The sequence below is a fragment of the Agrococcus sp. SL85 genome (assembly GCF_026625845.1).
Lineage (GTDB): Bacteria > Actinomycetota > Actinomycetes > Actinomycetales > Microbacteriaceae > Agrococcus.
Window position 1 is genome coordinate 1,909,300 of sequence record NZ_CP113066.1, and the last position, 14,403, is coordinate 1,923,702.

8 protein-coding genes and 2 pseudogenes are annotated in these 14,403 nt (G+C 74.8%); 2 read left to right on the forward strand and 8 right to left on the reverse strand.

Annotated elements, in window-relative coordinates:
* Window positions 1–26 precede the first annotated feature (26 nt).
* Complete coding sequence (locus OVA14_RS09485; protein WP_267503650.1) at window positions 27–1,298, forward strand: hypothetical protein; 1,272 nt, start codon at window positions 27–29, stop codon at window positions 1,296–1,298.
* On the opposite strand, the gene OVA14_RS09490 is transcribed toward OVA14_RS09485, so the two are convergent.
* The 4 genes and pseudogenes from OVA14_RS09490 to OVA14_RS13885 form a co-directional block, all read right to left on the reverse strand.
* Window positions 1,249–2,733: a lipopolysaccharide biosynthesis protein gene (locus OVA14_RS09490; protein ID WP_267503651.1), complete on the reverse strand. Its 1,485-nt coding sequence runs from the start codon at window positions 2,731–2,733 to the stop codon at window positions 1,249–1,251. The two genes, OVA14_RS09485 and OVA14_RS09490, sit on opposite strands and share 50 nt — an antisense overlap.
* The gene (locus OVA14_RS13875; protein WP_420710654.1) at window positions 2,730–3,854 is read right to left on the reverse strand and encodes a Coenzyme F420 hydrogenase/dehydrogenase, beta subunit C-terminal domain; all 1,125 of its coding nucleotides are present in this window, start codon (window positions 3,852–3,854) and stop codon (window positions 2,730–2,732) included. The genes OVA14_RS09490 and OVA14_RS13875 overlap by 4 nt, the downstream gene beginning before the upstream one ends.
* Window positions 3,855–3,943: 89 nt before the next feature.
* Window positions 3,944–4,270 (reverse strand): polysaccharide pyruvyl transferase family protein, encoded by a 327-nt coding sequence (locus OVA14_RS13880; RefSeq protein WP_420710655.1) that lies wholly within the window; start codon window positions 4,268–4,270, stop codon window positions 3,944–3,946.
* A 97-nt stretch (window positions 4,271–4,367) separates the two neighbouring features.
* Window positions 4,368–5,018, reverse strand: a pseudogene (locus tag OVA14_RS13885) (polysaccharide pyruvyl transferase family protein); the annotation flags it as partial.
* Window positions 5,019–5,164: 146 nt separating this feature from the next.
* On the opposite strand from OVA14_RS13885, the pseudogene OVA14_RS13890 reads away from it, so the two are divergent.
* Window positions 5,165–6,382: pseudogene (locus OVA14_RS13890) on the forward strand (polysaccharide biosynthesis tyrosine autokinase); the annotation flags it as partial.
* A 177-nt stretch (window positions 6,383–6,559) separates the two neighbouring features.
* Here OVA14_RS13890 and OVA14_RS13895 read toward each other — a convergent pair.
* The 4 genes from OVA14_RS13895 to OVA14_RS09525 form a co-directional block, all read right to left on the reverse strand.
* Complete coding sequence (locus tag OVA14_RS13895) at window positions 6,560–7,366, reverse strand: DUF6492 family protein (protein ID WP_420710656.1); 807 nt, start codon at window positions 7,364–7,366, stop codon at window positions 6,560–6,562.
* A 255-nt stretch (window positions 7,367–7,621) separates the two neighbouring features.
* A complete protein-coding gene (locus tag OVA14_RS09515; RefSeq protein WP_267503653.1) occupies window positions 7,622–8,791 on the reverse strand; it encodes a DUF1972 domain-containing protein in 1,170 nt (389 codons plus the stop codon).
* A gap of 1 nt (window position 8,792) precedes the next feature.
* Window positions 8,793–10,022: a sugar transferase gene (locus OVA14_RS09520; protein WP_267503654.1), complete on the reverse strand. Its 1,230-nt coding sequence runs from the start codon at window positions 10,020–10,022 to the stop codon at window positions 8,793–8,795.
* A gap of 500 nt (window positions 10,023–10,522) precedes the next feature.
* Window positions 10,523–14,374, reverse strand: a complete 3,852-nt coding sequence (locus OVA14_RS09525) for a multifunctional oxoglutarate decarboxylase/oxoglutarate dehydrogenase thiamine pyrophosphate-binding subunit/dihydrolipoyllysine-residue succinyltransferase subunit (RefSeq protein WP_267503655.1) — start codon at window positions 14,372–14,374, stop codon at window positions 10,523–10,525.
* Between the last annotated feature and the right edge of the window lie 29 nt (window positions 14,375–14,403).

Below are 14,403 nucleotides of genomic sequence, written 5' to 3' on the forward strand. Positions count from 1 at the left end.
GTGAGCCGGCAGGGCCAGGGGCAGCGATGAGCGAGTCGTCGCTGCTGCTGGCCCTGCTGGGCGCCGTCGTCGGGGCGGTCGCGCTCCTCGTGTTCCGTGCGAGCCCGCGGGCGACGATGGTCGTCTGGACGCTCGTGCTGTTCTTCGTGCCGATCTGGGTGGGCGTCTCGCTCGGCATCGTCTGGTCGGCCATCACGCTCATGACCCTCGCCGCCATCGCCGCGAGCGTCACCGACGTGCGGCTCGGTGCGATCGACGTGCTCGTCGGGGTCTTCGCGCTGCTCGTGCTCGTGCAGCTCGCGCTGCAGCTGTCGACGCTCTCGGCGTCGGTCATCGCGGTGCTCGAGTGGCTCGTGCCCTACATCTGGGGGCGGCTCGTGCTCGCGCGCGTGCCCGGCCTCGACATCGCGCGCATCCTCGCCGCGGCCGCGACCGTCGCCGCGATCCTCGCGCTCATCGAGTTCGCCACGGGCCGCAACGCCTTCGTCGCCCTGCCCGGCCCCGGCAACGCCGCCGAGTGGGCGCGGCTGCAGCCCCGTGCCGGGTTCTTGCGGGCCGAGGGCGCCTTCGGGCACTCCATCGCGCTGGGGGCCGCGCTCGCGATGTCGACGCCCTTCGTGCTCGTGGCCCGGTGGCGGCCGTGGGCCACGGCGCTCTCGCTCGTCGTGATCGTCGGCGCCGTCGTCGTCACCTTCAGCCGGATCGGCCTCGTCGCGCTCGCGCTCACGCTCGCGCTCTCCGCGGCGCTCCTGCCGGGCGTGCGGCGCTCGGTGCGCTGGCTCGTCGTGCTCGGCGGCGCCGCCGCCGTGGGCGTCGTGGTGCCCTTCCTGGGCGCGGTGTTCGCGGATGCCGGCGACGAGGCGAGCGGCAGCGCCGACTCGCGCAGCGGCCAGCTCGCGCTGCTGTCGCAGATCCGTCCCTTCGGCAGCGCCGGCGACTGGTCGGGCCGCATGGTCGACGGCGTCTACTTCGGCGAGTACGCCGACTCGATCGACAGCACCCTGCTCCTCGTGGGGCTGCGCTTCGGCTGGGTGCCGCTCGCGGTGCTCACGCTCGTGCTGCTCGCGGTCGCGCTCGGGGCGCTCCGCTCGCCGAACCCCGCGGCGCTCGCGGTCGCGGGCCAGCTCCCGGGCCTCGTCGCGGTCGCGCTCATCACGCAGTTCGGCCCGCTCCTGTGGTTCCTCGTCGGCCTCGCCGTCGCGTGGCGGCTGCGCGAGCGCGAGGACGCCGAGCTCGCGCGGCCGCCGGTCAGCCTGCCGGCGGCGCGTCCGCGGACGGCGACCGCCGCGCGACCATGAGCCGCACGAAGGCGAGCAGCGACTGCGCGTCGCGCCGGTAGGCGGGGAGGATCGGGGCGGCCACGGCGAGGCCGAGCCCCACGGCGGCACCGACGCCGAGCGAGACCCAGCGACCCGCGTCGAGCACGGCGACGCCCGCGAACCAGGCGCCTGCGCCGACGAGGACGGCGAGGGCCAGCACCCTCGCGGCGCCCGCGTAGAGGCTGCGCACGGGCAGCGGCGTCACGCGCGAGAGCCACAGCAGCGAGATCGGCCACGCGATCGCGGGATGCAGCGCGAAGCCCGCGGCGACCCCGACGAGCCCGAACCAGGCACCGCCGACGATGCACGCGACCTTGATCGCCGAGGTCACGAGCGTGTAGCGCAGCAGCGAGGCGCCGAGCCCGCGCGCGACGTAGACCCAGTAGCCCACGTAGGAGAGCGTCGTCAGGATGCCGGCGACCGCGAAGAGCCGCAGGATCGGCGCCGCGTCCATCCAGGCGTCGCCGAGCATGATCGCGACCACGGGCTCCGCGAGGCCCGCGGCGAGCGCGAGCGGGATGCCCAGCCCGTACCCGAGGGCGAGCTGCGCGGCGCTCACGTAGGCGTCGAACCGCGCGGGCTCCCGCTGCAGCCGCGAGAGCACGGGGAGCGCCACCGACTGCAGGGGCGCGCGCACCTGCCCGAGCGGGGTCATGATCACCTGGTGCGCGCGGTTGTAGAGGCCCAGCGCGCTCGTGCCGAACTGCCCCGCGACGACGAGCGTGTCGACCTGGCGCGAGGCGTACTGCACGAGGTTCGCCGCCACGAGGTTCCAGCCGAAGGTGATGAGCTGCCGCACGGGGTGCGCGCGGTCGTAGCGCCGCGGCAGCCAGCGGCCGGCGATCACCGCGCCGAGCAGCGCGATCGTGCCGTGCGCGAGCTGCTGCACGACGAGCGCCCAGAACCCGGCGCCGAGCGCTGCCGCAGCGACCGCGAGCGCGAGCGCGAGGGTCGCGGCGGTGACGTCGACCACGGCGAGCGCCCGCAGCCGCACGGCCCGCATGAGGTCGGCCCGGTGCTGGGTCGCGAGCCCGTTGAGCAGGAAGAGCAGCGCGAGCCATTGCACCATGCCCACGATCTCGGCCTCGCCCGTGATCGCGCCGACCGCCCACGACGAGGCGAGCATCGCGAGCGCGAGCGCCGCGCCGATGAGCGCGTTGATCCAGAAGAGGTTGTCGCGCTGCCCGCGCGAGAGCTCCGGCGCCTGCACCGAGGCCGAGGTGAGGCCGAAGTCGCGCAGGATCTCGCCGAGCCCCACGAGCACGAGCACGATCGCGAGCAGGCCGTAGTCGTGCGGGGAGAGGAGGCGCGCGAGCACCACGACCGACAGCAGCTGCAGCAGGATGCGCGCGAGCTGGGCGAGCATCGTGAAGAGCGTGCCGCGCGCAGCGGTGCGGGCGAGCGACGAGGTCATGGCAGTCCTCCCGAGCGCCTGGCCCGGCCGAAGGTGCCGCGCACGGTGCGCAGCGCGAGCCGCGGCGTGCGCAGCGAGCGCATGAGCAGGCGGCCGTAGCCCGGGTAGCGCGGCGCCGCGCGGCCGCCGAGCAGCGCGCCGAGCGTGCGGGCGCCCAGGAGCGCGCGACGCGCGGTCTGGAGCGGCTGGGCGGCCGCGAGGCGCTCGGCCTGCAGGGGGCCGAGGACGAGCACGCCCGCGGCCTCCGCCTCGAGGATCGCGCGCAGGCCGCGCTGGGTGCGAGCGACGAGCGCGCTCGTGCCCTCGCCCTCCGCGAAGGCGGGGAAGCCGCGGTCGTCGGACTCCCACGCGTCGGCCGCGACGACGTCCGCGGCCTCGCCGATGCCGTCGGCGCACACCTTGCACCGCCAGCGCGTCGTCGGGCCGAGCGTGCGCCCCCACGACTCGTCGTAGTCCACCGAGACGACCGCGTCGCCGGCCGAGGCGGTGAAGCGGCCCGGCCAGCCGCGTCCGCGGTAGCGCAGCGCGTCCACACGCGCGTGCGCGGGCACGCCGTGCTCGGCGAGCAGCGCGTCGGTGGCGCGCTGGCTGGGCGTTCCGGCGCAGAAGAACGACAGCAGCAGCGGCACCTCGCCCCCCGTGAGCGCGGGCGCGGCGCGCCGGAGCGCCGCGGCCTCGCAGGGCTTCGCGCACACCGCGCTGCCGGGCAGCAGGGCGTCGGGGTTGTCGAGGGCGGCGACGGGCGCGTAGCGCGATCCCGCGGCTCGGAGGGCGTCCTCGCGCGAGCGGATCGTGACGGGCACGGTGCGCCGCGGCTCGTCGGCGTCGACCGCGGCGCCGACGACGCGCGCCGCGCGCCCCGTCTCGAGCAGCCACGCGTGCAGGGCGGTGAGCGCGCCGCCGCTGCTGCCCGCGTGGCGCAGCTCCGGATCCGCGGCCCACGCCGTCCACATGCCCAGGTGCGCGCCGAGCAGCGGGTGCATCGCGGCGCCCTCCGGAGGCGCCGGCGCGTGCACGACGACGCCGGGGCACGCGTCGCGGAAGACGGCGACGGCGCGCTCGTCGGCGCGCGACGGCGTCGTCGCGCGCGGGCGGAGCTGCCCGTCGTCGTCGAGCGCCATCCGGATCGCGGGGTCGAGCAGGGCGCACAGGCCGCAGCCGGTGCACGCGTCGCGCGCGAGCACCGCCTCGACCTCCCGCTCGAGCCCGCTCACAGCGACGCCACCCGGTCGAGCACCGGCTCGAGCATCGCGGCGCCGCGATGCCGGGCCTCCGCCGCCTCCTCCGCGAGCGACGCGCGACGCGCCGCCGCGAGCACCGCGCCCGCGACGTCGTCGGTGCCGCGCAGCGGCACGACGTGCTGCCAGCCGAGCGAGGCCATGAGCGGCGCGAACTTGCGCGAGTAGGCCATCGCGACGCCGGGCGTGCCGGTGGAGAGCGCGTTGAGGCACGCGTGCATGCGCGCGCTGATGACGAGCTGCGCGCCCGCGATGGCGGCGCGGGCGTCGTCGAGCCCCGTCGGCACGCGGAGGCCCACCCGCCCGCCGTAGCGGTCGGCGAGGCTCGCGCGCGGCCGGCACGTCGTCGTCGGGCCCGTCGGCGTCGACGACGTGGGGGAGGAGCGTCACCGCACGGCCGTCGGCGAGCAGCCCGTCGACGATCGCGTGCACCGAGCGGCGGTAGGCCGCGCCGTCTACGTGGTCGTCGCCGCCCCAGAGGAGCCCGGAGACGTTGAGGAGCACGTCGTGGGGCTCGGCCTCGCGCGGCTGCTCGATGCCGAACACGAGGTCGCTCGCGACCGCGTCGGGCTCGCGCCCGAGGCGGGCGGCCGCGGCGGCGCTGCGCGGATCGCGCGCGAAGACGAGGGCGCTCCGCCGCAGCCCGCGGCGCGCGAGCAGGCGGCCCTGCAGCGTGCCGAACGGCCCGATGGTCTGCGGCGCGAGCACGACGGGCGTGCCCGCCTGCACCGCGAACTCGTGCACGAGCGACATCGTGCGGTGCCGGGGCGTGCCGTAGATGTCGGCGAAGCTGTCGCCCGAGCGGGTGTCCCAGACGAGGTCGAAGCCCGCGAGCCAGCGCTGCATGCCCGCCCTGCCCGTCAGCCGCTCGCGCAGCAGCGCGCGGTCGCTGCCCCACGGGATCTGTTCGGGCCGGCGGCGGTAGTTCATGAAGGTCCAGGTGGCGTCGGGCCACGCGCGGCGCAGCAGGTCGACGGAGCCCTGGCCGAGCGCGCGCACGCCCAGGTTGGGCGAGGAGTCGTCGGCCCACGCGATCAGGATGCGCATGCCAGAGCCTCCCACCCGGGGGCGCGGGAGCGCAGCGGCGCTAGGGGGAAGCCGCGCGGATCTGTGGCAGAAGATGCGCGATCCGCAGGTACAGTCGCTCGCATGGGAGCACCCAGGAGCATCTCGGGCCGCGGTCGGGCGGCGCGATGAGCGGCGCGCGGAGCGCCGATGCGGGCACGGCGTGGAGCCTGTCGACCGCCTGGGACGCGCTCCGCAAGCTCTGGGCGCTCGTGCTCGCGTGCGCGCTCGTCGGCGGCGTGGCGGGCTACCTGCTCTCGTCGACCGTCGCACCGCAGTTCCAGTCGCGCGCCTCGCTGTACTTCGCGCTCGACCAGGGCACCTCGGGCGCCGACCTCAACCAGGGCGGCGCCTACACCCAGAACCAGATGCTCTCGTTCGCGCGCCTCGCGACCTCGTCGCGCGTGCTCGAGCCCGTCATCGCCGAGCTCGAGCTGCCGCTGACGCCGCGCGAGCTCGCCCGCTCGATCGCGATCGGCATCCCGCAGGGCACCGTGATCCTCGACGTCACCGCGACGGCGGGGGACCCCGAGCGCGCCGCCGACATCGCGAACGCCGTCGCCCGCGAGCTCTCGGCCCAGGTCGAGGAGGTCGCCGCGCAGAGCGCGGAGGGCGCGGCCTCCATCACGGCGACCGTCATCGACGACGCGGTGGCGCCCACCGTGCAGACCGTGCCGGACAAGCCGCGCGACGCCGCCCTCGCGGCGGCGGTCGGCCTCATGCTGGGCGTGCTGCTGGCCTTCGTCCTCACGATCGCCGACACGAAGGTGCGGAACGCCGCGGCCGTCGCCCGCGTCACCGAGCTGCCGGTGCTCGGCACCGTCGTGCGCGCCGCGCGCGACGTCGGCGCCGCGCTCGTCGTGGCGCGCGAACCCCACAGCCCCGTCACCGAGGACATGCGGCGCATCCAGTCGGCGCTCGCCTTCGCGGCGATCGACGGCAGCGCCCGCCGCATCCTCGTCACCTCGTCCTCGCCCGCGGAGGGCAAGTCGACCTTCTCGACGAACCTCGCGCTCACGCTCGCCGATGCGGGCGAGCGCGTGCTCGTCATCGACGCGGATCTGCGCCGACCTCGCGTCGGCGAGCTCTTCGGCATCGACGGCGCGGTCGGCCTCACCACCGCCCTCATGGGGGAGGTCACGCTCGACGAGGCGGTCGTGCCGTGGCGCGAGGGGGGACCGGACGTCCTCACCTCCGGCGCCCTGCCGCCCAACCCCGCGACGGTCGTCACCTCGCACGCCTTCCGCTCGATGCTCGAGCGCGTCTCGCAGCAGTACGACTCGGTCATCGTCGACTCGCCGCCCGTGCTCACGGTCGCCGACGCGAACCTGCTCGCCCCGCTCGTCGACGGCGTGGTCGTCGTCGTCGACGCCTCGGCGACGAGCCGGCAGCAGGCTGGCCAGCACGCTGCGCTCGCTCGAGTCGGCGGGCGGCTCGGTCCTCGGCATCGTGCTGAACCGCGTGCGCGGCTCCGGTGCGCGCCACACGTACTACGTCGAGGCCGCGCCCAGTCGCACGGGCCGTCACGGGCGCGGCTCCGCCGCGCGCCGCGCCGCTGCCGCGACCGAGTCCTGAGTGCGCGCCGCGGGTCGCCGCGCGGGGAGCCGCCGCGCGAGCCGGGCGCGCAGCACCGCGGGCGCGTAGCCGAGCCGGAACCCCAGCAGCAGCCGACGCGCCTCGCCGCGCGTGAGCAGCCCGCGCGCCACCCAGAGCGCCGCGGCCTCCGCGCGCACGCCCGCGCCGCGCGCGAGCGCCCTGCGGTGCACGGCGAACCACGCGGCCCCCTTGGCCTCGGCCTCGGCGATCGCCGCCCCGGCGCCGCCGCGCGCGTCGTGCGGCCAGACGATCGGCGCTGCGATCTCGCGGCCGTCGACGGGCACGCCGCCGCCGCGGAGGATCGCCCAGCCGGAGTAGAGGAAGAACTCGAGCGCGCGAGCCCGCTCGAAGGCCGCTGCGAAGGGCTCGCCGGATCGCGCCTCGACGTCGTCGAGCATGCGCCGCACGAGCGCGGCCTCGAGCACGAAGGGCGTGACGGTGCGCGGGAAGTCCTGCACGAGCGCCTCGATCGTCGCGGCGTCGGCGCCCAGGGCCCCGAGCGTGCGCTCGAGCCCGGCGCGCAGGGGATGCTCGGCATAGGAGTGCGTCGCGCCGCGCGCCCGGCCGTCGTCGACGAGGTCTGCGGCCCGGCAGGGGGCGATGAGGTGGTTCTTCGCGTCGAGCACGACGTAGTGCGGCGTCCGCACGAGGCGCGCCACGAGCAGCTTCGCCGCCTGCTGGCTGCGCCAGCCCTCGGCGGCGCCGTCGACGCCGAGCGCGCCCGTGCGCAGCACCCGGCAGCGGGGCCCCAGGCTCCGGGCCGAGGGCCGCGCGCAGCGCCCGCTCCGCGCGGCCCCCCATCCCGCCCGCGCAGTTGTCGAGCACCACCAGCTCGGCGATCGCGTCGGGGTCGAGGTGCCGCGCGAGGGATCGCGCCTGGAGGCGCAGCAGCGGCAGCTCGGGCTCGAAGACGACGGTGACGAAGGTCAGCGCCGTCGAGGTCTCCATGGTCGGGGCTCCGCTCGCGCCGCGTCGCAGCGTCCGGCCCGTCACAGCAGCGGCCCGGCGCCCGCGGCGCCGGCCCGTGCGACGCGCCTCGCGCCCCGCACGGGGGCGTGCACGCCCGAGGTGGCGAGCTCGCGCGCGAGCCGCTCGTAGCCCTCGGCCACCTCGTCCCAGCGGAAGGCCTCGGCGGCGCGGGCGCGCGCCCGCACGCCGCGGGAGGCCACCGCGAGGTCGTCGGTCTCGGCCCGCCGCAGGATCCGCGCGAGGTCGGCCTCGGTGCGGAACGTCCACTCGGTGGAGTCGAGCACCTCGGTGTTGAAGGCGACGTCGAAGGCGACGACGGCCGCCCCGGCGCCCATCGCGCGCAGCAGCGAGGGGTTCGTGCCGCCGACGGAGTGGCCGTGCACGTACGTGCGGGAGGCCGCGTAGAGGGCGTCGAGCAGCGCGGCGTCCCAGACGCCGCCGAGCAGCCGCACCCGGCGGTCGCCGGAGGCCTCCGTGCGGATCGCGTCGGTGTACGCCGCGCTGTAGGGCGCGGAGCCCACCACCGCGAGCGGCATCGTCGCGGCGCTGGCGCAGTAGCCGCGCACGATCTCGAGCACGTGGTTCTCGGGCTCGAAGCGGGCGACGACGAGGTGGAAGCGACCGGGCTCGAGGCCCACCTCGCGCACGCGCTCGAGGTCGGGGTCCTGGAGGATGGGCGCGCCGTAGCGCAGCAGCACGGTGGGCGCCTGGAACTCCTCGCGATAGTAGGCGGCGATGCCCGGGGCGTCGGCGATGAGCGCGTCGGCGCTGCGCACGGCGGTGCGCTCGGCCCAGCGGTAGTAGCCGCGGCCGGCCCTGCCCCACTTCGCCCGCCGCCACTCGAGCCCGTCGACGTGCACGGCGACGGGGATCCCGCTCGCGCGCAGCAGCGGCACGAAGGGCGCGTTGGCCGCGTTGAAGACGAAGGCGGCGTCGAAGGGCGGCGCGGTGGCCGCGTGCATCGCGGCGAGGGCGGTCCGCGACAGCGTCTCGAGCTGCTTCAGCGGCACGGAGGGCACGTGCACGACGCGCATGCCCAGGTGCTCGCGGATGTGGCGGTGGGTGCGATCGCCGTAGACGACCACCTCGTGCCCGCGCTCGACGAGGCGGCGCCCGATCTCCTCCACCGCGGTCTCGAAGCCGCCGTAGCTCGCGGGGACGCCGCGGGTGCCGAGCATCGCGATGCGCATCTCAGTACGCCCCTCGCGGGCGGAGCACGAGCTTCGCGGTGTGCCAGATGATCATCATGTCGTCCATGACCGACCAGTTCTCGACGTAGCGCAGGTCGAGCCGCACGCTCTCCTCCCACGAGAGGTCGGAGCGGCCGCTGATCTGCCACAGGCCCGTGATGCCGGGCTTCAGGTAGAGGCGTCGCGCGACGGTGCCGTCGTAGCTCGTGGCCTCGGAGGGCAGCGGCGGCCTGGGGCCGACGACGCTCATCTCGCCGCGCAGCGCGTTCCAGAACTGCGGCAGCTCGTCGAGCGAGGTGCGGCGGAGGAAGCCGCCCACGCGCGTGACGCGCGGGTCGTCGCGCAGCTTGAAGAGCGGCCCGGCGCCCTCGTTGCGGTCGAGCAGGGAGGCGAGCTGGGCCTCTGCGTCGACGTGCATCGTGCGGAACTTGAGCATGTCGAACAGCTGCCCGTCGCGGCCGACGCGCTGCTGGCGGAAGAGCACGGGGCCGGGGGAGTCGATGCGGATGGCGATGGCGATCGGGATCGCGAGCAGCGCGATCGGCACGAGCGCGAGGCCGGCCACGGCGATGTCGAGCGCGCGCTTCAGCGCATGCCGCCCGCCCTCGAAGTCGGGGATGCGCACCTGGATGAGCGGCATGCCCTCGAGCGGGCGATAGGAGATGCGCGGCCCCGCGACGTCGACGAGCCGGCTGTAGAGGACGAGCTCGGCGCACGTGCCCTCGAGCTGGCGGCTGAGCCGCTGCAGGTACGCGGCGTCGTCGTCGGGGTTCGAGGCGAGCACGACGGTGTCGGCGCCGACGCGCTGCGCGAGCTCGGCGATGTCGTCCATCGCGCCGAGCGCGGGCACGATCCGATCGCCCACGCGCAGCGGCTCGTCGCCGCCGCCGCCGCGCAGCGCGGCGCCGAGCACGTGGAAGCCGAGGCCGTGGGCCCGGTCGAGCCGCTCGAGCACGTAGGCGACCTCGTCGCGCGCGCCGACGACCACGGTGCGCGAGGCCCACTCGCCGGCCTTGCGGCGCTCGAGCAGCCAGCGGCGCCACTGCCAGCGCCCGACGAGCAGGGCGATCAGGCCCACGGGCATCGCCACGAGCAGCTGCAGCCGGAGGTCGTGCCACTCGAAGAGCAGGTAGGGGAGCGAGAGGGCGGCGAAGGCGAGCCCCGCGGCGTGCGCGACGCGGCGGTACTCGACCGCGCCGGAGCCGAGCGCGCGGGGCTCGCGCGAGCGCACGGCGGCGAGCATGAGCAGGAGCGCGAGCGCGGCGACCGCGGGGGCGACGGCTCGGGCAGCAGCGGCCCGCCGAGGGTGCCCGCGCTGCGCTGGAGCGCCTCGCCCGCGCCGACGAGCGCCGTGACCGCGACGACGATGGCCGTGTCGGTGCCGAGCAGGCGGATGCGGGTGCGCCGCTCCCACTCGAGCCGGCGCACCACGGCGGGGGCCGAGCGCGGCGAGCGCGTGCCCGCGAGGGGCAGCACCGCCGTCACCGGGGCCGCGTGCTGCCGCCGGCCTGCGAACCTCGGCAGCGCCACGGGCCTCTGCGCTCGATCCATGCGACCCACCCCCTGTCGTCGGGACGGGCCCGGCGATCTGCGTAACAGTGTTTGGTAACACTATGCGCAAAGTCCCTCAGGATGGCGCGGGGCGCATCCTGAAGAAATCCGCACGCATGCGGAGGGAGAGACGACGCAGCGCCCGCGTCCTCTGCGGACGCGGGCGCTGCGATGCCGGGATCAGCTGAGCGCTGCCTCGACGAGCGCGGCGAGCTCCTGCGCGGAGCGCTTCGCCGAGCCCGTCGCGGGGCTCGCGGAGCTCGCCCGCGAGACCACCTTGAGGGTCCGCCCGTGCAGGTGGCGGGGGAGCATGAGGTGCACGAAGGGCCAAGCGCCCTGGTTGAGCGGCTCCTCCTGCGCCCAGACGAGCTCGGCCTCCGGGTAGCGGTCGACGATCGCGTTGATCTCGTCGACCGGCAGCGGGTAGAGCTGCTCGACGCGCACGAGCGCGACGTCGTCGATCCCGCGCTTCGTGATCTCGGCCTTCAGGTCGTAGTGGACCTTGCCCGAGTGCAGCAGCACGCGGCGGACCTTCGACGGGTCGGCGATGCGGGCGTCGTCGATGACCGTCTGGAAGCGCCCGGTCGTGAAGTCCTCCACCTGGCTCGTCGCGTCCCGCAGGCGCAGCATCGCCTTCGGCGTGAAGACCACGAGCGGGCGGCGGGGCCGCGCGTACGCCTGGCGGCGCAGCAGGTGGAAGTGGTTCGCCGGGGTCGTCGGCCGCGCGATCGTCATGTTGCGCTCCGCCGCGAGCGAGAGGAAGCGCTCGATGCGGGCCGACGAGTGGTCGGGCCCCGCGCCCTCGTAGCCGTGCGGCAGCAGCAGCACGAGCGAGGAGTGCTGGTTCCACTTCTGCTCGGCCGAGGAGATGAACTCGTCGATGACGATCTGCGCGCCGTTCGCGAAGTCGCCGAACTGCGCCTCCCACAGCACGAGCGCGTCGGGGCGCTCCACCGAGTAGCCGTACTCGAAGGCCATCGCCGCGTACTCGCTGAGCAGCGAGTCGTACATCGAGATGCGGCCCTGGTCCTCGCCGAGGTTCGCGAGCGGCAGCCACTCCTGGCCGTTGTGCTTGTCGTGCATGACGGCGTGGCGCTGCACGAAGGTGCCGCGGCGCGTGTCCTGGCCCGTCATGCGCACCGAGGTGCCCTCGAGGAGCAGCGTGCCGAGCGCGAGCAGCTCGCCGAAGGCCCAGTCGATGCCGCCGGAGCGGCTCGCCTCGACGCGCTTCGCGAGCACCTGCTTGACCTTCGGGTGCACGCTGAAGCCCTCGGGCGGGTTGCCGTGCGCGTCGCCGATGGCCTCGACGACCTCCTTGGCGACGCCGGTGACCTCGGGCTCGCCCTCGGCCTCCGCCGGCTCGGGCGTCACGGTCGGCATCGAGCCGGTCGCGGCGGCGTGCGTCTCCATGAAGGCCTGCTCGAGCTTGCCCTGGAAGTCGGCCTGCGCGGCCTCGTACTCGTCCTTCGTGATGTCGCCGCGGCCCACGAGGTTCTCGGCGTACAGCGTGCGCACGGAGCGTTTGGCCTCGATGAGCGAGTACATGAGCGGCTGCGTCATGGTGGGGTCGTCGCCCTCGTTGTGGCCGCGGCGGCGGTAGCACACGAGGTCGATGACGATGTCGCGCTTGAACTCCTGGCGGTACTGGAACGCCAGCTCCGCGACGCGCACGACGGCCTCGGGGTCGTCGCCGTTGACGTGCAGGATCGGCGCGTGCACGGCCTTCGCGATGTCGGTCGAGTAGGTCGACGAGCGCGACTCCGAGGGCGGCGTCGTGAAGCCGAGCTGGTTGTTGACGACGAGGTGCACGGTGCCGCCCGTGCGGTAGCCGCGCAGCTGCGAGAGCTGGAGCGTCTCGAACACGACGCCCTGGCCGGCCATCGCGGCGTCGCCGTGCACGAGCACGGGCAGCACCGAGTGCTCGCCGTCGCCGATGCGGTCCTGCTTCGCGCGCACGATGCCCTCGAGCACGCCGTTGACCGCCTCGAGGTGCGAGGGGTTCGCGGCGAGGTAGACGGGCACGGTCGAGCCGTCGGCGGCGGTGAAGGTGCCCTCGTTGCCGAGGTGGTACTTCACGTCGCCGGAGCCCGTGAACACCGCGGCGCCCTCGAACTCCTGGAACACCTGGCCGTAGGTCTTGCCGGCGATCGAGGTGAGCACGTTGAGGCGGCCGCGGTGCGGCATGCCGATCGCGACCTCGTCGAGGCCCTCCGTCGCGGCGCCCTGGAGCAGCGCGTCGAGGAAGGCGATCATCGACTCCGCGCCCTCGAGCGAGAAGCGCTTCTGGCCGACGTACTTCGTCTGCAGGAAGGTCTCGAAGGCCTCCGCCTCGTTGAGCTTGCGCAGGATGCGCATCTGCTCGTCGTGCGTGGGCTTGACGTAGGGGACCTCGAGGTGGCTCTGGAACCACTGGCGCTGCGCCGGGTCCGAGATGTGCATGTACTCGATGCCGATCGTGCGGCAGTAGGTGTCGCGGAGCACGCCGAGCACGTCGCGCAGCAGCGCCTGGCGCTTGCCGCCGAAGCCGCCCGTGACGAACTCGCGGTCGAGGTCCCAGAACGAGAGGCCGTGCTGCTCGATCTCGAGGTCGGGGTGCGTGCGCTGCACGTACTCGAGCGGGTCGATGTCGGCCATGAGGTGGCCGCGCACGCGGAACGCGTTGATGAGCTGCGCGACGCGCGTCTGCTTCGAGAGCTCGTCGGCCGAGCGCACCGAGACGTCGGTCGACCACTTGATGGGCTCGTAGGGGATGCGGAGGTCGGCGAAGATGCCGCGGTAGAAGTCCTGCTCGCCCACGAGGAGGCCGTGCACGATCTTCAGGAACTCGCCCGAGCCCGCGCCCTGGATGACGCGGTGGTCGTAGGTCGAGGTGAGCGTGACGGTCTTGCCCACGCCGGCGTCGGCGAGCCGCTCCGGGCTCGCGCCCATGAACTCGGCCGGGTAGTCGAGCGCGCCCGCGCCGATGATGCAGCCCTGGCCCTGCATGAGGCGCGGCACCGAGTGCACGGTGCCGATGCCGCCGGGGTTCGTGAGCGAGAGCGTCGTGCCGGCGAAGTCGCCCGCCTCGAGCTTGTTGGCGCGCGCCTTCTTCACGAGCGCCTCGTACGCGGCGACGAACTCCGCGAAGTCCATCGTCTCGGCCTTCTTGATGCTGGGCACGAGGAGGGCGCGGGTGCCGTCGGGCTTCGGCAGGTCGATCGCGATGCCGAGGTTGACGTGCGGCGGGGCGACGAGCGAGGGCTTGCCGTCGACCTCGTCGTAGTAGACGTTCTGGCTCGGGAAGGCCTTGAGGGCCTGCACGAGCGCGTAGCCGATCAGGTGCGTGAACGACACCTTGCCGCCGCGCGTGCGGCGCAGGTGGTTGTTGATGACGATGCGCTGGTCGATCATCAGCTTCGCCGGCACGGTGCGCACGCTCGTCGCGGTCGGCACGAGCAGCGACCTGTCCATGTTGGCCGCGAGCGTCTTGGGGAGGCCGCGGAGCGGCGTGACCTTGGGCTCCTCGCTCGGCGCCTCGTCCTCCGCCTTCTTCGCGCCGGGGGCGGGGGCGTCGGCGGGCACGGGCTTCGGGCGGGCGGCCTGGCGGGTGGTGCGGGCGACGATCGCGCCGTCGGCCTTCGCGGCCGGGGCGGGCGTGTCGGCCTGGTTCTCGGTCTTCTCCTGCGGCGCGTCCTGCGCGCGCTGGGCCTGGCCGGCGTCGACGGGCTGGTCGGGGCGCGAGCCCGGGCGCACGGGGCGCTTCGGCGGGGCCGGCTGCGAGGCGGTCGCCTTTGGCGCTGCGGCCTCCGCAGCGGGGGCGGCGGCCTGGGCGGCCTGCTCGGCGCGCTGCTGGTCGGCCGAGGGGGCTGCCGGCTTCGGCGTCTCGCTCATGCTCGTGGCGGCACCGCCGGCGTCACGCTGCGCCGCGTACCGCTCGAGGATCGGCCACCAGGACTGGGCCACCGAGTCCTTGTCCTTGAGGAAGAGCTGGTACTGCTCCTCCACGAGCCATTCGTTCGCTCCGAACTCGCTGTCGTCCGCAGGGCTGGACACGGTATCGATCGCCTCTTCCGATTGCTTCC

Bases quoted from the DNA above. Each gene is read 5' to 3' on its own strand.
- OVA14_RS09485 (WP_267503650.1), top strand. From the start codon at position 27: ATGAGCGAGTCGTCGCTGCTGCTGGCCCTGCTGGGCGCCGTCGTCGGG.
- OVA14_RS09490 (WP_267503651.1), bottom strand. From the start codon at position 2,733: ATGACCTCGTCGCTCGCCCGCACCGCTGCGCGCGGCACGCTCTTCACG.
- OVA14_RS13875 (WP_420710654.1), bottom strand. From the start codon at position 3,854: ATGGCGCTCGACGACGACGGGCAGCTCCGCCCGCGCGCGACGACGCCG.
- OVA14_RS09515 (WP_267503653.1), bottom strand. From the start codon at position 8,791: ATGCGCATCGCGATGCTCGGCACCCGCGGCGTCCCCGCGAGCTACGGC.